Source organism: Pseudomonas sp. TH39(2020), assembly GCF_016650715.1.
Taxonomy (GTDB): domain Bacteria; phylum Pseudomonadota; class Gammaproteobacteria; order Pseudomonadales; family Pseudomonadaceae; genus Aquipseudomonas; species Aquipseudomonas mandelii_C.
The window spans coordinates 1,005,190-1,023,571 of the sequence record NZ_JAEKFF010000007.1 but is presented as its reverse complement, the minus strand read 5'-3'; the positions used below and the strand labels follow the sequence as shown (position 1 = coordinate 1,023,571).

Annotated in this window: 20 protein-coding genes; 9 read left to right on the top strand and 11 right to left on the bottom strand. The window is 58.0% G+C overall.

All coding sequences use genetic code 11. The features are described 5' to 3' along the window. Position 1 precedes the first annotated feature (1 nt). The 5 genes from JFU47_RS25120 to JFU47_RS25100 all read right to left on the bottom strand — a co-directional run bounded on the left by JFU47_RS25120 (position 2) and on the right by JFU47_RS25100 (position 5,368). Positions 2-1,111: a flagellar basal body P-ring protein FlgI gene (locus tag JFU47_RS25120; RefSeq protein ID WP_140682033.1), complete on the bottom strand. Its 1,110-nt coding sequence runs from the start codon at positions 1,109-1,111 to the stop codon at positions 2-4. Between the two features lie 6 nt (positions 1,112-1,117). Further along, entirely contained in the window at positions 1,118-1,813 is a 696-nt protein-coding gene (gene flgH, locus JFU47_RS25115; protein ID WP_201186393.1) for a flagellar basal body L-ring protein FlgH, read from the bottom strand. A gap of 52 nt (positions 1,814-1,865) precedes the next feature. Further along, positions 1,866-2,651 (bottom strand): flagellar basal-body rod protein FlgG, encoded by a 786-nt coding sequence (flgG, locus tag JFU47_RS25110; protein WP_008011001.1) that lies wholly within the window; start codon positions 2,649-2,651, stop codon positions 1,866-1,868. Between the two features lie 45 nt (positions 2,652-2,696). Beyond that, positions 2,697-3,437 (bottom strand): flagellar basal body rod protein FlgF, encoded by a 741-nt coding sequence (locus JFU47_RS25105; RefSeq protein ID WP_140682039.1) that lies wholly within the window; start codon positions 3,435-3,437, stop codon positions 2,697-2,699. A gap of 365 nt (positions 3,438-3,802) precedes the next feature. Continuing rightward, on the bottom strand, positions 3,803-5,368 hold the full coding sequence (locus JFU47_RS25100; protein ID WP_201186392.1) for a sigma-54-dependent transcriptional regulator: 1,566 nt from the start codon (positions 5,366-5,368) through the stop codon (positions 3,803-3,805). A 280-nt stretch (positions 5,369-5,648) separates the two neighbouring features. Here JFU47_RS25100 and phhA point away from each other — a divergent pair, with 280 nt between their 5' ends. The 6 genes from phhA to JFU47_RS25075 all read left to right on the top strand — a co-directional run bounded on the left by phhA (position 5,649) and on the right by JFU47_RS25075 (position 10,092). Continuing rightward, positions 5,649-6,434: a phenylalanine 4-monooxygenase gene (gene phhA, locus JFU47_RS25095; protein WP_123364516.1), complete on the top strand. Its 786-nt coding sequence runs from the start codon at positions 5,649-5,651 to the stop codon at positions 6,432-6,434. Positions 6,435-6,538: 104 nt separating this feature from the next. After that, a complete protein-coding gene (locus tag JFU47_RS25090; protein WP_008030478.1) occupies positions 6,539-6,895 on the top strand; it encodes a 4a-hydroxytetrahydrobiopterin dehydratase in 357 nt (118 codons plus the stop codon). Beyond that, complete coding sequence (locus JFU47_RS25085) at positions 6,895-8,088, top strand: amino acid aminotransferase (protein ID WP_207203069.1); 1,194 nt, start codon at positions 6,895-6,897, stop codon at positions 8,086-8,088. Before JFU47_RS25090 ends, JFU47_RS25085 begins: the two co-directional genes overlap by 1 nt. 278 nt (positions 8,089-8,366) lie before the next feature. Then, positions 8,367-8,498: a hypothetical protein gene (locus JFU47_RS33310; protein WP_259696211.1), complete on the top strand. Its 132-nt coding sequence runs from the start codon at positions 8,367-8,369 to the stop codon at positions 8,496-8,498. A gap of 74 nt (positions 8,499-8,572) precedes the next feature. Then, positions 8,573-8,770, top strand: a complete 198-nt coding sequence (locus JFU47_RS25080; RefSeq protein ID WP_201186390.1) for a hypothetical protein — start codon at positions 8,573-8,575, stop codon at positions 8,768-8,770. A gap of 107 nt (positions 8,771-8,877) precedes the next feature. Further along, complete coding sequence (locus JFU47_RS25075; protein ID WP_201186388.1) at positions 8,878-10,092, top strand: MFS transporter; 1,215 nt, start codon at positions 8,878-8,880, stop codon at positions 10,090-10,092. Here the strand turns inward: JFU47_RS25075 and arfB are convergent. The 3 genes from arfB to JFU47_RS25060 all read right to left on the bottom strand — a co-directional run bounded on the left by arfB (position 10,089) and on the right by JFU47_RS25060 (position 12,085). Then, complete coding sequence (gene arfB, locus JFU47_RS25070; protein WP_008010994.1) at positions 10,089-10,502, bottom strand: alternative ribosome rescue aminoacyl-tRNA hydrolase ArfB; 414 nt, start codon at positions 10,500-10,502, stop codon at positions 10,089-10,091. The two genes, JFU47_RS25075 and arfB, sit on opposite strands and share 4 nt — an antisense overlap. 390 nt (positions 10,503-10,892) lie before the next feature. After that, a complete protein-coding gene (locus JFU47_RS25065; protein WP_201186386.1) occupies positions 10,893-11,591 on the bottom strand; it encodes a DUF4225 domain-containing protein in 699 nt (232 codons plus the stop codon). Further along, positions 11,588-12,085: a type VI secretion system tube protein TssD gene (locus JFU47_RS25060; protein WP_201186384.1), complete on the bottom strand. Its 498-nt coding sequence runs from the start codon at positions 12,083-12,085 to the stop codon at positions 11,588-11,590. Before JFU47_RS25060 ends, JFU47_RS25065 begins: the two co-directional genes overlap by 4 nt. A 273-nt stretch (positions 12,086-12,358) precedes the next feature. On the opposite strand from JFU47_RS25060, the gene JFU47_RS25055 reads away from it, so the two are divergent. Further along, a complete protein-coding gene (locus JFU47_RS25055) occupies positions 12,359-13,201 on the top strand; it encodes an alpha/beta fold hydrolase (protein WP_140893404.1) in 843 nt (280 codons plus the stop codon). A 60-nt stretch (positions 13,202-13,261) separates the two neighbouring features. Here JFU47_RS25055 and JFU47_RS25050 read toward each other — a convergent pair whose 3' ends face one another. Together JFU47_RS25050 and JFU47_RS25045 are read right to left on the bottom strand one after the other, a co-directional pair. Continuing rightward, a complete protein-coding gene (locus JFU47_RS25050; RefSeq protein ID WP_201186382.1) occupies positions 13,262-14,674 on the bottom strand; it encodes an amino acid permease in 1,413 nt (470 codons plus the stop codon). Positions 14,675-14,973: 299 nt separating this feature from the next. Continuing rightward, positions 14,974-15,111 carry a hypothetical protein gene (locus tag JFU47_RS25045; RefSeq protein WP_161990829.1) on the bottom strand — a complete coding sequence of 46 codons (138 nt, stop codon included), beginning with the start codon at positions 15,109-15,111 and terminating at the stop codon, positions 14,974-14,976. 491 nt (positions 15,112-15,602) lie between these two features. On the opposite strand from JFU47_RS25045, the gene JFU47_RS25040 reads away from it, so the two are divergent. Then, entirely contained in the window at positions 15,603-15,740 is a 138-nt protein-coding gene (locus JFU47_RS25040) for a hypothetical protein (protein ID WP_170206655.1), read from the top strand. Between the two features lie 69 nt (positions 15,741-15,809). Next, complete coding sequence (locus tag JFU47_RS25035; protein WP_201186381.1) at positions 15,810-16,775, top strand: leucyl aminopeptidase; 966 nt, start codon at positions 15,810-15,812, stop codon at positions 16,773-16,775. A 200-nt stretch (positions 16,776-16,975) separates the two neighbouring features. Here JFU47_RS25035 and rluB read toward each other — a convergent pair whose 3' ends face one another. Next, positions 16,976-18,274, bottom strand: coding sequence for a 23S rRNA pseudouridine(2605) synthase RluB (rluB, locus tag JFU47_RS25030; protein WP_008156114.1), 1,299 nt, complete (start codon positions 18,272-18,274; stop codon positions 16,976-16,978). Between the last annotated feature and the right edge of the window lie 108 nt (positions 18,275-18,382).

The following is an 18,382-nucleotide window of genomic DNA, read 5'->3' as shown; positions in this document are numbered from 1 at the left end:
CTCAGATCACGATCAGGTCGGCTTGCAACGCGCCGGCCTGTTTCAGTGCTTCGAGGATGGCCATCAAGTCACCCGGCGCCGCGCCGACCTGGTTCACCGCACGCACGATTTCGTCGAGGGTGGTGCCCGGGCCGAACTTGAACATCGGCTTGGCTTCCTGCTGGGCGTTGACCCGCGAGCGCGGCACGACCGCCGTCTGCCCATTGGACAGAGGGCCGGGCTGGCTGACGATCGGGTCTTCGGTGATGGTCACGGTCAGGCTGCCGTGGGTCACGGCGGCCGGGGAAACCTTGACGTTCTGGCCGATCACGATGGTGCCGGTCCGCGAGTTGATGATGACTTTCGCCACCGCCTGACCCGGGTCGACTTCAAGGTTCTCGATGATCGACAAATAGTCGACGCGCTGACTCGGATCGAGTGGCGCACTGACGCGGATCGAACCGCCGTCGATGGCCTGGGCAACGCCAGGGCCGAGCATGTCGTTGATTTTGTCGACGATGCGCTTGGCGGTGGTGAAGTCCGAACGGTTGAGGTTCAGCGTAAGGCTGTTGCCCTGGTTGAAACCGCTCGGCACCGAACGCTCAACCGACGCACCGCCCGGGATACGACCGGCCGACGGAACGTTAACGGTGATCTTCGAACCGTCACGACCTTCGGCGTCGAAACCGCCGACCACCAGGTTGCCCTGGGCGATCGCATAGACATTGCCGTCGATACCCTTGAGCGGCGTCAGCAGCAAGGTGCCGCCGCGCAGGCTCTTGGAGTTACCGATGGACGAGACGGTGATGTCGACCTGCTGACCTGGCTTGGCGAACGCGGGCAAATCAGCACTGATCGACACCGCCGCGACGTTCTTCAACTGCACGTTGCCCGAACCCGCCGGCACCTTGATGCCGAACTGCGAGAGCATGTTGTTGAAGGTCTGCAGGGTGAACGGGGTTTGCGTCGTCTGGTCACCGGTACCGTTAAGTCCGACCACCAGGCCGTAGCCGATCAATTGGTTGGAACGCACACCGGAAATACTGGCGATATCCTTCAGCCGCTCGGCTTGAGCGTTGAACGCTGCGGACAGCATCAGGGCGGCCACCATCAGGTGTTTAAGATTCAACATAGCCACCTAGAAAGGGAACAGCGGGCTGAGGAAGAAACGGTCGAACCAGCCTGGCTGACTCGCATCGGCAAACGAACCGGTGCCCGAATAGGTGATGCGTGCATCGGCGATACGGGTCGACGAAACGGTGTTGTCCGTCGCGATGTCATCGGCGCGAACGAGCCCTGCAATCCGTACCAGTTCGTCACCGGTATTGAGGGTCATCCACTTCTCGCCGCGCACGGCGATGATGCCGTTGGGCAACACGTCGGCGACGGTCACGGTGATCGAACCGGTGAGGCTGTTGCCCTGTCCTGCCTTGCTGTCGCCCTTGGTCGCGCGGTCGCCGCTGTAGCTGGCGTCCAGACTCAGGTCGCCGCTGCCCAGCGGGTTATTCGTGTTGGGCGTACTGCCGAACAATGAGGACAGGCCAATGCTGGTCTTGCTGGTCTTGCCGACCTGGGAATTGGCGTTCTTGCTGGCCTGGGTCTTCTCGTTCAAGGTGATGGTGATGATGTCACCGACCCGGAACGCCTTGCGGTCGCTGTACAGGTTCTGTTCGAAACCGGCCTGGTAGATCGAGCCATTATTGGCCGCAGCCGGCAGCGGCGTGCGCGGCAACACCGGGGCGTAGTAAGGGTCATTGGGCTTGGGCGTCGGACCGACGCAACCCGAAAGCGCGGCGATCCCACTCAGTGCCAGAACAGATACATAGCGATTCATGACCCTACCTCACGGTGTTGCAGGCGACCTCATGGCCGCCTCATAGACTTGGTTACAGATTCTGCGTTACGAACGAGAGCATCTGGTCGGCGGTGGAGATCACCTTGGAGTTCATCTCGTAAGCGCGCTGAGTGGTGATCATGTTGACCATCTCTTCAACGGTGCTGACGTTCGAGGTTTCCAGAGTGTTCTGCAGCGTGGTGCCGAAACCGGCCAGGCCCGGGGTACCGACTTGCGGCGCGCCGCTGGCAGCAGTTTCCAGGAACAGGTTGTTGCCTACTGCCTGCAGACCGGCCGGGTTGATGAAGTCAGCGGTTTGCAGGTTGCCGATCACCTGGGATGCCGGGTTGCCGGCAACGGTGATGGACACGGTGCCGTCGCGACCGACCGTGAAGGTCTGGGCATCGTTCGGGATGACGATGGCCGGTTCCAGGGCGAAGCCGCTGGCGTTCACGATCTGACCGTTGGAGTCCAGGTGGAACGTACCGTCACGGGTGTAGGACGTCGTGCCGTCCGGCTGCAGAATCTGGAAGAAACCGCGACCGTCGATGGCCATGTCCAACGGCTGCTCGGTGGTTTGCAGGCTACCGGCGGTGAAGTTTTTCTGGGTGCCGACAATGCGCACACCGGTACCCACTTGCAGACCCGACGGCAGTTCGCTGTCCTGGGTCGACTGGGCGCCTGGCTGGCGTTTGATCTGGTAGAGCAAGTCCTGGAACTCGGCGCGGTCACGTTTGAAACCCGTGGTCGACACGTTGGCCAGGTTGTTGGAAATGGTCGTCAGGTTGGTGTCCTGGGCGGACAGACCTGTTTTGGCAACCCATAGAGCCGGAAGCATTCGATTCTCCTCGTGCGCCTGTTTTACGGCGCTACGTTCTGATAATTAGCTGATCTGCAAGACCCGAGCCATGGCCTGGTCATCGTCTTTGGCGGTGTTCATCATCTTGATGTGCAGCTCGAACTGCTTGGCCAGGGCCAGCACCGAAGTCATCTCTTCCACGGCGTTGACGTTGCTCGACTCAAGGAAACCGGACACCAGTTTGACGTCGGCATCGGCTTGCGCCGGCTTGCCGTCCTTGGTGTGAATCGAACCGTCCAGGCCTTTGGTCATGTTCTTGAAGTCTGGGTTGACCAGTTTGATGCGGTCGACTTCCGCCATCACGCGAGGACCTTCGCCCATCGCACGAATGCTGATAGTGCCGTCCTCGCCCACTTCGATTTGCTGCTCGGGCGGCACGGCAATCGGCCCGCCATTGCCCATCACCGGCATACCGTTGCCGGCCCGCAGCACGCCCAGGGCGTCGACATTCAGGCTACCGGTGCGCACGTAGCTTTCGCCGCCGTCAGGGTTCTGCACGGCGATCCAGCCATTGCCTTGCACCGCGACATCGAGGTCGCGACCGGTTTGAACCAAGGCGCCCGGAGAGAAGTCGGTGGCCGGACGTTCGGACAGGGCAAACGCACGCGCCGGAAAGCTGTCGCCGAACACCGGTATCGAACGAGCCTGTTCCAGGTCTTTCTGGAAGCCGTTGGTGGAGATGTTCGCCAGGTTGTTGGCATGAGCCTTCTGCGCCAGTGCATTCTGGCTGGCGCCGGTCATTGCCACATAAAGGTACTTGTCCACGCTCTTTCCTCTGCATGCCGGACGTTTGCCGCCCACTGCTGTACTGCTGAGCCACAAGCAATTTGCAGACCAACTTTTTTCTGGCGGCGCAGGGCCCGGCAAACAAAGGACTTGAGGGGTTCAGGAGGGTTTGGAGGATTGTGTCGAAGACGAAAAACCGGCGGTGTTATGCCGCTTCGCGGCAAGTGCCGACTCTTAGGCTCAACGCGTTGTTGTAGCAGCTGTCGAGCTTGCGAGGCTGCGTTCGGCTGCGCAGCAGTCGTAAACCCGGCGCGCGCGGTCATCCTGAAACAATGCGGCGCCTGAATTCACGACTGCTGCGCAGCCGAACGCAGCCTCGCAAGCTCGGCAGCTGCTACAGGGACCTATGTGTTGCCGGGTTCTTTACCAACCTCATACTCTCGCAACTTATTGGCAATGGTCGTATGCGAAACCCCCAGCCGCTTGCCCAACTGCCGGCTGCTCGGATGTTCCGAATACAAGCGCTCAAGCACCGCTTTCTCGAAACGCCCGACAATTTCGTCCAGCCCGCCCTCGAGCGAGAAATCGCCAAGTGGCTGACGCACGCCGTAGTCCGGCAGGCGAATATGTTCGGCCTTGACGGTCCCGCCTTCGCACAAGGAAACCGCCTGGAACAACACATTTTCCAATTGCCGAACATTGCCCGGCCAATGGTAGTGACTGAGCCGCTCCATCGCCGCCGGCGCCAGTTTCGGCAGCGGGCAACCGATCTGCCGACTGGCCTGATCGAGGAAGTGTTCTACCAGCGGCGTCAAACCATCGAGGCATTCGCGCAGTGGCGGGATGTGCAGTGAAAGCACGTTCAAGCGGTGATACAAATCCTGGCGAAACTCACCGCGCGCGCACAACTCGGACAGATCGACCTGCGTCGCGCAAATCACCCGCACATCCAGATAAACCTCTTCATCGCTGCCCACACGACGGAAGCAACCGTCCTGCAGGAAACGCAGCAATTTCACCTGTAAACGCGGGCTCATTTCCCCGACACCATCGAGAAACAGCGTACCGCCCGCCGTCAGCTCCAGCAGACCGAGTTTGCCTTCGGCCCGCGCCCCTTCGAAAGCGCCGGGGCCGTAGCCGAACAGCTCCGTCTCAGCCATGGATTCCGGCAGGCCGGCGCAGTTGAGCGCCATCAACGGTGACTGCCCACGCGGACTCGCCAGGTGGCAGGCGCGCGCCAACAACTCTTTACCCGTCCCGGTTTCACCTTCTATTAATAGCGGCGCATCCAGCGGCGCCATGCGTCGGGCTTCGCGAACCACCGCGGCCATCACCTTCGAGCTTTGGAAAATGCTGTCGAAACCTCGCAGCTCCTGCTTGCGCACGTTATAGATGCGCTCACCTACCCGGTCGGCGCGGTGCAGCGTGAGAACCGCGCCAGCCATGGCTTCGCTGTCGTCATGCTCTGATTGCAGCGGCGCGATGTCGGCGAGAAACACGTCGCCCTTCACCTTCACCCGCAACCCGTTGATCCGCGACTTGTTGGCGCGCACCAGTTCTGGCAAGTCGAAATCCTCCGCATAACGCGACAGCGGAATCCCCGGCACCTCGTCTACCCGCACGCCGAGCAACTGCGCCGCCGCGCGGTTGGCCGCAACGATCGAGCCGCCCATGTCGATCGACAGCACCGGAAACTCCAAGGCGCCGAGCAACGCATTGAGTTCCATGTGCCGACGCTCGCTAGGCATCAGCCCTACACGCTTGACGCCAAACACCCCGGCAATCGATTCGAACTTCGGACGCAACGCCTGGAACTGAATGTTGATCAGGTTCGGGCAATGCAGGTAGATCGCATTGCCATGCTCACCGCCGACCTCGCCGCGAGCGACGTTGATCCCGTACTCCACCAGCAGGTTGAGAATGTCGCGCAGGATGCCGATGCGGTTCTGGCAATGGACTTTGATACGCATATAAAGGCCCGAAACAGGAGTGATCGAGGGCCTGAGCAAGGATTTTTCTGCACAGGCGCCAACTTAGTCGTCAAGATTATGTGACACCTGCACACCATTTCAAACCCGAAAATCTCAATCCCTGCGCCATTGCGGCCAATCCGTAACGAATACTTTACAAAAATCGACGAATTTTCCTACGCGTAGCGCAACTCGCGCGCTGCAACACTGCATTTCTTGAGGTATTTCTAGGTCCATAGCAGGACATAACAAGAACGAAATCCCCTAGCAGGAGAGCAGCATGAAGCAGACGCAATACGTGGCTCGCGAGCCCGATGCGCAAGGTTTTATCGACTACCCCGCCGAAGAACATGCGGTGTGGAACACGCTGATTACTCGCCAACTGAAAGTGATCGAGGGTCGTGCGTGCCAGGAATATCTGGACGGTATCGAAAAACTCGGTCTGCCCCACGACCGCATTCCGCAACTCGGTGAAATCAACAAAGTCCTCGGTGAAACCACAGGCTGGCAGGTCGCCCGGGTACCCGCACTCATCCCGTTCCAGACCTTTTTCGAATTGCTCGCCAACAAGCAGTTTCCGGTGGCGACGTTTATTCGTACCCGCGAAGAGCTGGATTACCTGCAAGAGCCGGACATTTTCCACGAGATTTTTGGCCACTGTCCGCTGCTGACCAACCCTTGGTTCGCTGAATTCACCCACACCTACGGCAAACTTGGCCTACAGGCTTCCAAGGAAGAACGCGTGTACCTGGCGCGCTTGTACTGGATGACCATCGAGTTTGGTCTGGTCGATACGCCAGAAGGCCAGCGCATCTACGGCGGCGGTATTCTCTCCTCGCCGAAAGAAACCGTTTACTGCCTCTCGGACGAACCTGAGCATCAGGCCTTCGATCCACTGGAATGCATGCGCACGCCCTACCGCATCGACATCCTGCAACCGCTGTACTTTGTCCTGCCAAACCTCAAGCGCCTGTTCGATCTCGCCCACGAAGACATCATGGGCATGGTCAAGCAAGGCATGCAGCTGGGCTTGCACACACCAAAATTTCCGCCAAAAGCTGCGTGATCCGCAGCTTTTAGAATCAAGTGAGCCTGTCAGGAACCGACGCTTTGGTTTAGCGTGGTGACACTGACGGCCGATTTCCAATAATTCGATTTCAGGAACCCATCATGTCCACATTGAACCAAGCCCACTGCGAAGCCTGCCGCGCCGATGCCCCTCAGGTCAGCGACGAAGAACTGCCGGTACTGATCAAGCAGATTCCTGACTGGAACATTGAAGTGCGCGACAGCGTGATGCAGCTGGAAAAAGTTTTCCTGTTCAAGAACTTCAAGCACGCCCTGGCGTTCACCAACGCCGTCGGTGAAATCTCCGAGGCTGAAGGTCACCACCCGGGCCTGCTGACCGAGTGGGGCAAAGTCACCGTGACCTGGTGGAGCCACTCCATCAAAGGCCTGCACCGCAATGATTTCATCATGGCCGCGCGCACTGACGAAGTGGCCAAGGACGCCGAGGGCCGCAAATAATGCATTTCGACGCCATCGGTCGAGTACCCGGCGACCCGATTCTCGGCCTGATGGAGGCCTATGCGCAGGACCCCAACCCGCGCAAATTCGACCTCGGCGTGGGCGTCTATAAAGATGCCCAGGGCCTGACACCGATTCCCCAGTCCGTGAAGCTGGCCGAGCAGCGCATGGTGGATCGCCAGACCACCAAGACCTACATCGGTGGTCACGGTGAACCAGCGTTCGGCAAGGCCATCGTTGAATTGGTGCTAGGTGCCGATTCGTCGTTGATCGCCGAACAACGGACCGGCGCGACCCAAACACCGGGCGGTACCGGTGCGCTGCGCTTGAGCGCCGATTTTATCGCCCAGTGCCTGCCGGGCCGTGGCGTGTGGCTGAGCAACCCGACCTGGCCGATCCACGAAACCATCTTCGCGGCAGCCGGGGTCAAGGTCAGTCACTACCCGTATGTTGGCAGCGATAACCGCCTCGACGTCGAAGCGATGCTCGCAGTACTCAACGAAGCGCCGAAGGGCGATGTGGTGCTGCTGCACGCCTGCTGCCACAACCCGACCGGTTTCGATCTGTCCCATGACGACTGGCGCCGGGTGCTGGACGTGGTGCGCAGTCGCGATTTGGTGCCACTGATCGACTTCGCCTACCAAGGCTTCGGCGATGGCCTGGAACAGGACGCCTGGTCGACCCGGTTGTTCGCTGCCGCGTTGCCGGAAGTGCTGATCACCAGTTCCTGCTCGAAGAACTTCGGCCTGTACCGCGACCGCACCGGCGCGCTGATTGTCTGCGCGAAAACCGCTGACAAGCTGGTGGATATCCGCAGCCAACTGGCCCACATCGCCCGCAACCTGTGGTCGACACCACCGGATCATGGCGCTGCTGTGGTAGCGACCATCCTCGGTGATCCGGAGCTGAAAAGCCTCTGGGCCGACGAAGTGGAAGCCATGCGTTTGCGTATCGCCCAACTGCGCAGCGGTTTGGTTGAAGCGCTTGAACCTCATGGTTTGCGCGAGCGCTTTGCGCACATCGGCGTACAGCGCGGGATGTTTTCCTACACCGGTTTGACGCCGGACCAGGTCAAACAACTGCGCGATCATCACAGCGTTTACATGGTCAACTCAGGCCGGGCCAACGTGGCCGGGATTGATGCGACGCGTCTGGACCTGCTGGCCGAGGCAATCGCCGAAGTCTGCAAGTAACCATCAAACCCTGCACAGCCCCTCCCTGTGGGAGCGAGCCTGCTCGCGAAGGCGGAGTGTCAGTCGACATCAACATTGACTGATCCACCGCATTCGCGAGCAGGCTCGCTCCCACATTGTTTTGTGTCGCCCCTCTTGCAGACCTGTCTAGACAATCCCATCCGTCGCAACAATTGGATATAAAAGTCTATTTGTCATTTCTTCTGCTGTATCCTCCCCAAGCTTTTTAAAAGCGCGGATCTACCAGATCTATCAACAGACTTTGCGAGGAGCGCGATATGCACGAGATCCCTAATCTCCCCTTCCCAAGCCTGCACGAAACTGAGCAGACGCCCACGCACCAAGCCGGTGCCCAACAGCCCGAGCCGAAAGAAGCCACTGAACGCCGCAAGGCCGACAGCGAAGACTGATTCACCTGCAATGCCAGACCGTGTGGAAAGCGCTAACATGCGCTTTCCACACCGCCTGAATCCCGAGCCCCACCATGACCGACGACTTCAGCCCTACTTTTGACGAAGCTCAGCAAGCCAGCGTCCTGATCGGTACTACCGAGAAGATGATCGAGATCTGGAATCGCCTGTCCCCCGAGAAACGCGCCGCGCTGCTCGCCCGTTTCGGCAGCGAAGAAAACGCCCTGGCCGCCCTGGTCACCACGCACCTGGTCGCTCCCGCCAAAACCTGATTCTCATCCCCGCCCGGCAAATAGTTTTACTTTTTCCACGACCCGCAGCCGCTCGCGCCGCTATCATAAGCAGCCTATCTATCCTGCTTCCCCGTGGATCTTTACCCATGTCTGAAAACCAGCGCCCCCTGGCGGTCACGCTGCAAGTCGTTTCCATCGTCCTGTTCACCTTCATCGGCTATCTGAATATCGGCATTCCCCTGGCCGTGTTGCCGGGCTACGTCCACAGCGATCTGGGCTTCGGCGCCGTCATCGCCGGGCTGGTGATCAGCGTGCAATACCTGGCCACCCTGCTCAGCCGTCCGTTTGCAGGGAAAATCATCGACAACAAGGGCAGTAAACTCGCCGTGATGTACGGCCTCGCCGGCTGCGGTTTGAGCGGCGTGTTCATGTTGATTTCCGCCTGGACCCAAAGCCTGCCGACCTTGAGCTTGATCAGCCTGTTGATCGGACGTCTGGTGCTCGGCAGCGCGGAAAGCCTGGTGGGCTCCGGTTCGATCGGCTGGGGCATCGGTCGGGTCGGCGCGGCGAATACCGCCAAGGTCATCTCCTGGAACGGCATCGCCAGTTATGGCGCACTGGCGGTCGGCGCACCGCTGGGCGTGCTGCTGGTCAGTCAATTGGGTTTGTGGAGCATGGGCGTGAGCATCGTGTTGCTGGCCGTCCTCGGTCTGGTGCTGGCCTGGCCGAAGACCGCTGCGCCGATTGTGGTCGGTGAACGTTTGCCGTTCATGCATGTGCTCGGTCGCGTGCTGCCACATGGTTGCGGTCTGGCGCTGGGTTCCATCGGTTTCGGTACCATCGCCACTTTCATCACCCTGTATTACGCCACGCAGCACTGGGACAACGCGGTGCTGTGCCTGAGCCTGTTCGGCGCCAGCTTCATCGGTGCGCGGCTGCTGTTCGGCAACCTGATCAACCGCCTCGGCGGCTTTCGCGTGGCGATTGCCTGCCTGTCGGTGGAAACGCTGGGGCTGTTGCTGCTGTGGCTGGCGCCGGACGCTCATTGGGCATTGGCCGGTGCGGCGCTGAGCGGGTTCGGTTTCTCGCTGGTGTTCCCCGCCCTGGGGGTGGAAGCGGTCAACCTGGTGCCGGCCTCAAGTCGTGGCGCAGCCGTCGGGGCTTATTCGTTGTTCATCGATTTGTCGCTGGGGATTACCGGGCCGCTGGCCGGTGCGATTGCGGCAGGCTTTGGCTTTGCCTCGATCTTCCTGTTCGCTGCACTCGCCGCGTTGAGCGGTCTGGCACTGAGTGTTTACTTGTACCGGCAGGCGCCGAAGCACCTCAATGAAAAGTACCGGGAAGAGCGCCAAGCCCGCTAAAAATCGACCTTGCCGCGCCCGGCCTTGATGCTGCCACGCTTGGTCTTGGATTCGAGCCGACGCTTCTTCGAACCGAGGGTCGGTTTGGTCGGACGACGTTTCTTTTCGACCTTGGTGGCACTGAGGATCAACTCGGTCAGCCGTTCCAGCGCATCCGCGCGATTGGCTTCTTGCGTGCGGTATTGCTGGGCCTTGATGATCAACACCCCTTCGCTGGTGATGCGACTGTCGCGCAGCGCCAGCAGCCGTTCCTTGTAGAACTCGGGCAAGGATGAGGCCGGAATGTCGAAACGCAGGTGCACGGCACTGGAGACCTTGTTGACGTTCTGCCCACCGGCGCCCTGGGCGCGGATGGCGGTCAACTCGATCTCGGCATCCGGTAGGTGCACGTTGTTGGAAATCACCAGCATGGAAAAGCGTCCGGGTTCAGGGCGTGTAGGATACCGCGAATGCCTTGCCCAATTGCAGATGATCATTAAAGAAGCCGGTTTCAGTTAGGGCCGCCAGTTATTGCATGCAAAGACAGTTGTTTTTATTTTAATTCCTGTATTAATCTAAGACCCCACTGAACGAGATGATCGTTAATGAGCCTAGAAAATATAAGATATTACTTATGTGTAACCTGTTTAGTTCTAGGCTCCTCGGGTCTACCCGCAGGCATCATTGGATGGGGGATAACCGAACTAATACCCCTAGACAGGAAAAACATGGTCATGCTGTACTTAACAATCTACGTAATTATCGTTATTTTTGGCTTGCGAATTTACATCCCAAGAATGCGCGGAAAAATATAAAAAAAATCAAGGTTTCGCGACTCCATCATAAAAACCAGAATTCTCTTGAGCTATTGCATTCACAGTAAAAAAATCAACGAACGCCTCCAAAGTCAAAGCTAATCTTCCGGATTGCTGATAAGCCCTTTCATAATCGCGCCGAAACAATTCGAACATACCAGACTTCGGCACCGACCGTAAAACCCCGTATCCAGACAAAAACAAGTCCAATGAATAATAAATCATATTTCCTCGATAATCATCCCTCAGCATTACTTGATAACCACGCCTAACAGGGCCAAGCGTACTAGGCACATCTGGCCCATAATAGATATTACTTAACCCCTCATATATATTATTGGTGCCATGTGCTACCAGCAGCACCCCCGGCACGACTCCAAACATCCCCGGGGTTCCAGCAACCGTGACACCCGCTCTGACCTGCATAACACCCGCCGCAACCCCAATACCGTTCTGAAGGTAAAACCGCGCCTTTGACGACAACCCTTCATACTCAGCCCTGATCTCCTCAACCCCTTCCCAAGCGCTGATTAGCCCTTCATCGACCGCTTGGATAACCTCATTGGCATAGGACGAAATAATCGAACCAAATCGAAGCCGCGTAAGACCGTCAGGAAAATGCGTCGTACCAATGCTGCATCCGACTGCAACCAGATCAGAGGCTGCCTTCGTTACATCATGAAGATCACAAGAGTCTTCATTCACTCTCTTCCCCCCCAAGAACTATAAGCACTTGTAGCGGCAGTCACGTGCGCCCAGGCAATTTCTCTATACCGAATAGCCACTAGTTCTTGCGGCTCTGCATCGTTCATACGAATAGCGTGGGGCACTTGCTGACTGATATGCGCAATACGCGCACCGGTGAGATGTATTGAGTAATAGCGCTCCTGCCCTCCAGCCGAAGCGGTGCGGTAGAAGTTGATTGTGCATTCGACCTCTTCACGCTCATGCAACGCACTCGCCAACAGAGGTGATGATTTATCAATTGCTTTGGTGATTATGATAGGCATGTGCTTGCCCCTGCCATCTGCAACACCGCCTTCATTGCCCGTAGACATATCATGCGAGCACGCCAACACCATGATTTCGTCTTCGTGATCAAACTGGCATTTGTTACCTATAGAGCTATGCCCTGAGCAACCAGCAGAAATAAACCCTTGTCGCTTACCGGTAATAGTCATGTAGCTGTTACTGGCCACATGCGCCGCTCGTTAATGTTTTGGAGCACCAGTTTATGACAAAAATAATCCAGCGGGTTGTAGGCCAATTCCGAATTAACGAACGTTACTCTATTTTTTGAGTTTTCAGAAAACACTGTAGTACATGGCAACTTCGCATGTAGGACCAGACTTCAGAACATTACAAAGCTATCCGCAACATGATTTTAAACACCGACGCCTAGCCTTCTGACGGCAGGCTTCTACGCTAAAGATCCGGATCACGCCGATCAGGCCTTTTGAATGGAGACACCTATGCCCCGTCGCTTGCTTGCTGCTTTCTGTGTCCTGCTGTCATTCAACATTGCTCATGCCGCAGAACGCTGGGAAACATTGCCGGCCACCCCGGCCCCGATCACCAGCGCCAAAACCGGCCGTGCCGATGTCAACGGCATCAAGCTCTACTACTCGATCACCGGCCATGGCTCACCCGTCGTGTTGCTGCACGGTGGCCTGGCCAACTCCGATTACTGGGGTCATCAGGTCAAGGCCCTCTCGGCGAAACACACCGTCATTACCCTCGACAGTCGTGGCCACGGCCGCAGTTCCCGGGACGCGCGACCATACGGCTACGATCTGATGGCCGACGACGTGATCGCGGTGCTCGATAAACTGAAGATCGAACGCGCCGACATCGTGGGCTGGAGCGACGGCGCCATCCTCGGGCTGGACCTGGCGATGCGCTACCCGCAGCGCACCGGCAAGGTCTTCGCCTTCGCCGCCAACACCCAAACGTCGGGGGTCAAGGAAGGTATCGAGAAGAACCCGACGTTCGCCGCCTACATCGAACGCGCCGGCAAGGAATACGTGAAGCTGTCGCCGACACCCAAAGAGTACGACGCGTTCGTCGAGCAAATCAGCCATATGTGGGCGAGCCAGCCGAACTGGACGACAGAGGACCTGGCGAAAATCAAAAGCCCTGTGTTGATTGTTGATGGCGACCATGACGAAGCCATCAAGCGTGAACACACTGAATACATGGCATCGGCCATCCCCGGCGCCGGTTTGCTGATCCTGCCGAATGTCAGCCATTTCGCCTTTATCCAGGACCCGGAGTTTTTCAATGCTTCGGTACAGAGTTTTCTGGACCAGAAATAACGCCTGACGCATAAACGACAAACCCGGCACATGGCCGGGTTTGTCTTGCTGCCTGCTGCGTTATTTCACTGCAGCTTGCAGCGCCTGTTGAGCGCTGCGCTTGTTCTTGATGCCGTAGCAGATCCACATGAACGCCACCCACACCGGAATCGCATACACCGAGATCTGGATGCCCGGAATCAGCAGCATGACGCCCAGAATGAACACCACGAACGCCAGGCAGATGTAGTTCCCGTACGGGTACCACAAGGCCTTGAACAGCGGCGTCTGCTTGGTCTTGTTCATGTGCTGGCGGAACTTGAAGTGCGAGAAGCTGATCATCGCCCAGTTGATCACCAGGGTGGCAACCACCAGCGACATCAACAGTTCCAGCGCGTTTTGCGGGATCAGGTAGTTCAGCAACACGGCAATCAACGTCACCGCCGCCGAGACCAAGATCGAACGCACCGGCACGCCGCGCTTGTCGATTTTAGACAAGGCTTTCGGTGCATCGCCCTGCTCGGCCATGCCTAGCAGCATGCGGCTGTTGCAGTAAGTGCCGCTGTTGTACACCGACAGCGCCGCGGTCAGGACCACGAAGTTGAGGATGTGCGCAGCGGTGTTACTGCCGAGCATTGAGAACACTTGCACGAACGGGCTGCCACTGTAGGAATCACCGGACGCATTCAGGGTTGCCAACAGGCTGTCCCATGGTGTCAGCGAAAGCAGGATCACCAGTGCACCGATGTAGAAAATCAGGATCCGGTAGATCACCTGGTTAATGGCTTTCGGGATCACGGTTTTCGGCTTGTCAGCTTCTGCTGCGGTGAAACCGAGCATTTCCAGGCCACCGAAGGAGAACATGATGATCGCCATGGCCATCACCAGACCACTGACGCCATTCGGGAAGAAGCCGCCGTGGGACCACAGGTTGCTCACCGAGGCTTGCGGGCCGCCGTTGCCGCTGACCAGCAAATAGCTGCCCAGCGCAATCATGCCGACGATGGCCACGACCTTGATGATCGCGAACCAGAACTCGGCCTCACCAAAGACTTTGACGTTGGCCAGGTTGATCAGGTTGATCAAGACGAAGAAGCCGGCGGCCGAGACCCAGGTCGGGATGTCTGGCGCCCAGTAGTGAATGTATTTGCCGACCGCGGTCAGCTCCGACATACCCACCAGAATGTACAGAATCCAGCAGTTCCAGCCCGACAGGAAGCCGGCGAAACCGCCCCAGTATTTATGGGCGAAGTGGCTGAAGGAACCGGCCACCGGCTCTTCGACGATCATTTCGCCGAGCTGGCGCATGATCATGAAGGCAATGAAGCCGCAGATGGCGTAGCCGAGGATCATCGACGGGCCGGCGGACTTCAGTACCCCGGCCGAGCCGAGGAACAGCCCGGTACCGATCGCGCCACCGAGGGCGATCAGTTGAATGTGGCGATTTTTCAGGCCGCGTTTCAGCTCGCCTGAATGCGAGTTTTGTCCACTCATGAAAAGGGTCTCACGCAAGGTTTGATGATGTTCATTAGACGTTGCTGCTCGGTTGCGATTTCAAGCAGCGCCAATCAAACCCCAGCGAAGGCAAAAGGAGTTCAGCGTTTTTACAACGGTCATGCGTCACCTGTTTGTTTTTATCTGTGACGAAATCGAACCCGACACGCTTGTGGCGCGGCGGAGTGAACAAGGCGGATAGCCTTGAGGTTTGCGCAGATGCGCAGGAGGTCACAGTTAAAACGCGGCGCATTGTACACCTGTAACCCCCTGCTGCCAGACACCACTGGATCAGCGTGTCATTTGCCGGGATTGCCTGTGTCCGCCACGAGGGTCTCGGGCGGCTGCAAAAATAGAGTCAGACCTTTGCGGGTCATCGACGGAAGCGACGGAAAAATCGCCCCACGGGAGAGGTGAAGATGAATCACGGCGTACATTGCGCCTCCTTCTTGTTATGCACCTGCACGACAGGCATGGGGCGCATCTCACCCTTCAACCGCGCCTGAAACAAGCGGGCCAGAGCCCTGCGGAAAGGTTAATTGGCTGTCAGGCGGAAGGTTTTCCTTACATCCCTTCCGCAAACGTCAAACCAAGGGCCTTGAGCCTTGATTTCGTCAGCATTTCTTTACATCCCGTAACGTAAATTTTCCGAATCAGATCTGACTGTAGGCTGACTGCAAATTGACGGTAGGACGTTTCCGCAGGGAAAGGTCGAGTTAGTTTTTTGTTTTTTATTAAAAAATTGCCTGATAAAAAACAGAATAAAAAGTTCAAATAAATCTTATTTGATTATTTTTTTGCAATTTAAAAACCTGTGAACTAGGTTTTCAGCGACTTGCCGAGACGCATCAATCAGCAAGTTGGCGGGTTATTCAATGACTGAAAACGCGCCGCTGCACTTACCGAAAAGTCATCTAGGAGATTCACAATGCAAGCACTTGAAAAAGACTTGGAAACTGAACTGCAACTGGACGATTGGTTTGAAGCACCGACCCATGACGCCGCCGTTGAAATGATGCAAGCCGACGCGATTGTTCCGTTCGGCACGGCGATGTGGCCTCTGTAAGACATCCCGGCAGGCACGATCCGGCCGGTTGTGCCTGCCACTTTTTCTCGGTTTGTCAGGGAGGACTACATGGATAAGCAACGCGCCATTTCGCATTTCCTTTACTACCTCGAACATCACCCTGCCCTTGCCGGCATCAACCCGGCGAAGGTCTTGCTCGGCCACACGGCTGATTACCAGGCACTGACGAGCGCCATCGCCGAACAGGCCGGTGCCAGCCCACGCTTCAGCTTCAGCGCCATGCGACTGGATCTGGAACCCACGGAATTGCTGGCCCAGGCGATAGCCGACAGCGATCTGTACATTTTCTTCTACGACTCTTCCACCCTGCCCAACCCACGCCCCGACGGCCCGGATTTTGTCCGCGCGCTGCAAGGCGTCATGGCCGAGAACTGGAAGAAGTCGCTGCTGTTCAAGGATTACGGCGATTACTTCTACGACACGTTCAGTGTCACCCCGCAGCGCATTGCCGGGTTGAACAGCCACTTGATCCAGCGCATGTCCCATGCCACCACGTTAAGTTTCAAAGATGATCACGGCTCGTGGTTCGAAACACCGTTGAGCAGTATCAAGAAGTGGACCGACATCAACGGTGTCGGCAACTTCGATCTGGCGCCTGGTGAGATTGCCACGCACAGCGAAGCCATTAACGGCCGGGTCAAGTTCATGGGGACTTTTCTCAGCACCATTCCATTTGCCCGCAAATACGGGGTGCTGGAGTCGCCGCTAGAGTTGTGGATCGAGAACTCGACCATCAGCAAAATCGCCACCGAGGTACTGGGGCTGGAACATGACTTCAACAAGTACCTGGAGGCCAATCCATCCAATCGGCGCATTGAGGAGTTGGGGATCGGCACCAATGAAGGCGTGAAGACGCTGTATGCGCGCAATGCAGGGTTCGAGGAGCGCCATTGCGGGTTACATCTGGGGTTGGGCGGCGGCGCCAAGGGCAGCCATCACCTGGACCTGATCTTCTCCAGCGGCGTGTTGGCGCTCGATGATGATCCGGTGTTTGACAGGCGGTTTGTGTTTTAACCACAAAGTAGGCGGTGCCGCTACTGGCGCCTTCGCGAGCAGGCTCGCTCCCACATTGGATCGCGTTCCTCCCTGATATCTCGGTCCACTGTGGGAGCGAGCCTGCTCGCGAAGGGCCCGAACAGTCACCACCTTACTTAAAGTCAGACGAAAAAAAACGCCAACCCGAAGGTTGGCGTTTTTCATGGGGCGCTTACCGATTACTCAGGCTTGCGACGACCGAAGCCCGGACGCTGGCCCGAACCGGCGGGTGCACCACGGCGTTTGCCCGAGGGTGCATCCTTGTCGACCAGAACGATGCCTGGACGCTTCTTCGCCGGTGCCTTGGCCGGGCGCTTGGTGTCGGAAGGACGGTCTGCCACCGGCGTACCGCGACCCGACTCACCACGAGACTCGCCACGACCGGCTGGAGCACCGCGATCACTGCGACCACCGCTTGGTGCACCACGGCCTTCGCCGCGCTCGGTGCGACCATTGGCCGGACGCGGCGTGCGTGGACCGCGCTCGCCGTCAGCACGAGGTGCTGCTGGTTTACGGGCTGGACGCTCGCCTTCGATATGCGGTTCGCGGGTATCACGTGGCGTAGCAGCGGTCTGATTGCCGATGGCTGGACGCAACGAACGCACACGCTCGGTCTTGCCCATCGGACGCGACGATTTACGCTGCATGCGATCGAGCTTGTCTTTGCTCTTGGCGTTCATCTGCGGCATGGCCACTGGGGTCAAGCCAACTTCAGCACTCAGAATGTCGACTTCGTACTGGCTCATTTCGCGCCAGCGGCCCATCGGCAGGTCGGAGTTGAGGAACACCGGACCGAAACGCACACGTTTCAGACGGCTGACCACCAGGCCCTGGGATTCCCACAGACGACGAACTTCGCGGTTGCGACCTTCCATCACCACGCAGTGGTACCAGTGGTTGAAACCTTCGCCACCTGGCGCCTGCTTGATGTCGGTGAACTTGGCCGGGCCGTCTTCGAGGACGACGCCTGCTTTCAGGCGCTCGATCATCTCGTCATCGACTTCGCCACGCACACGTACCGCGTATTCACGGTCCATTTCGTAGGAAGGGTGCATCAGGCGGTTGGCCAGCTCACCGTCGGTGGTGAACATCAGCAGGCCGGTGGTGTTGATGTCCAGACGACCGATGTTGATCCAGCGACCTTCTTTCGGGCGCGGCATCTTGTCGAAAACGGTCGGACGGCCTTCCGGATCAAGGCGGGTGCAGATTTCGCCGTCAGGCTTGTTGTACATGATCACACGGCGTACCGACTCGGCGGCTTCTTCGCGCTTGATCACCTTGCCATCAATAGTGATGGCGTCGTGCATGTCGACGCGCTGCCCAAGGGTGGCGTCTTTGCCATTGACCTTGATGCGGCCGTGGCTGATCCAGGCTTCTACGTCACGGCGCGAGCCGACGCCGATACGGGCGAGGACTTTCTGCAGTTTCTCGCCTGCTGGGCCGATTTCCTGGTCGTCTTTCTGGTCGTTGATACTCATCTGGGCACCTCCCGGTGTGGTCTGTAAAACGGGGTACTTGGCGAAGGGATCGCCGAAGGGTCGCGAATCATACGCTCATGGGAGCGTTCGCGCATCAGAGACTAGCTG

Coding starts and splice junctions, on each gene's coding strand:
- JFU47_RS25120 (WP_140682033.1), bottom strand. CDS start 1,111: ATGTTGAATCTTAAACACCTGATGGTGGCCGCCCTGATGCTGTCCGCA.
- flgH (WP_201186393.1), bottom strand. CDS start 1,813: ATGAATCGCTATGTATCTGTTCTGGCACTGAGTGGGATCGCCGCGCTT.
- flgG (WP_008011001.1), bottom strand. CDS start 2,651: ATGCTTCCGGCTCTATGGGTTGCCAAAACAGGTCTGTCCGCCCAGGAC.
- JFU47_RS25100 (WP_201186392.1), bottom strand. CDS start 5,368: ATGCGTATCAAAGTCCATTGCCAGAACCGCATCGGCATCCTGCGCGAC.
- phhA (WP_123364516.1), top strand. CDS start 5,649: ATGAAGCAGACGCAATACGTGGCTCGCGAGCCCGATGCGCAAGGTTTT.
- JFU47_RS25090 (WP_008030478.1), top strand. CDS start 6,539: ATGTCCACATTGAACCAAGCCCACTGCGAAGCCTGCCGCGCCGATGCC.
- JFU47_RS25085 (WP_207203069.1), top strand. CDS start 6,895: ATGCATTTCGACGCCATCGGTCGAGTACCCGGCGACCCGATTCTCGGC.
- JFU47_RS33310 (WP_259696211.1), top strand. CDS start 8,367: ATGCACGAGATCCCTAATCTCCCCTTCCCAAGCCTGCACGAAACTGAG.
- JFU47_RS25080 (WP_201186390.1), top strand. CDS start 8,573: ATGACCGACGACTTCAGCCCTACTTTTGACGAAGCTCAGCAAGCCAGC.
- JFU47_RS25075 (WP_201186388.1), top strand. CDS start 8,878: ATGTCTGAAAACCAGCGCCCCCTGGCGGTCACGCTGCAAGTCGTTTCC.
- arfB (WP_008010994.1), bottom strand. CDS start 10,502: ATGCTGGTGATTTCCAACAACGTGCACCTACCGGATGCCGAGATCGAG.
- JFU47_RS25055 (WP_140893404.1), top strand. CDS start 12,359: ATGCCCCGTCGCTTGCTTGCTGCTTTCTGTGTCCTGCTGTCATTCAAC.
- JFU47_RS25050 (WP_201186382.1), bottom strand. CDS start 14,674: ATGAGTGGACAAAACTCGCATTCAGGCGAGCTGAAACGCGGCCTGAAA.
- JFU47_RS25045 (WP_161990829.1), bottom strand. CDS start 15,111: ATGTACGCCGTGATTCATCTTCACCTCTCCCGTGGGGCGATTTTTCCG.
- JFU47_RS25040 (WP_170206655.1), top strand. CDS start 15,603: ATGCAAGCACTTGAAAAAGACTTGGAAACTGAACTGCAACTGGACGAT.
- JFU47_RS25035 (WP_201186381.1), top strand. CDS start 15,810: ATGGATAAGCAACGCGCCATTTCGCATTTCCTTTACTACCTCGAACAT.
- rluB (WP_008156114.1), bottom strand. CDS start 18,274: ATGAGTATCAACGACCAGAAAGACGACCAGGAAATCGGCCCAGCAGGC.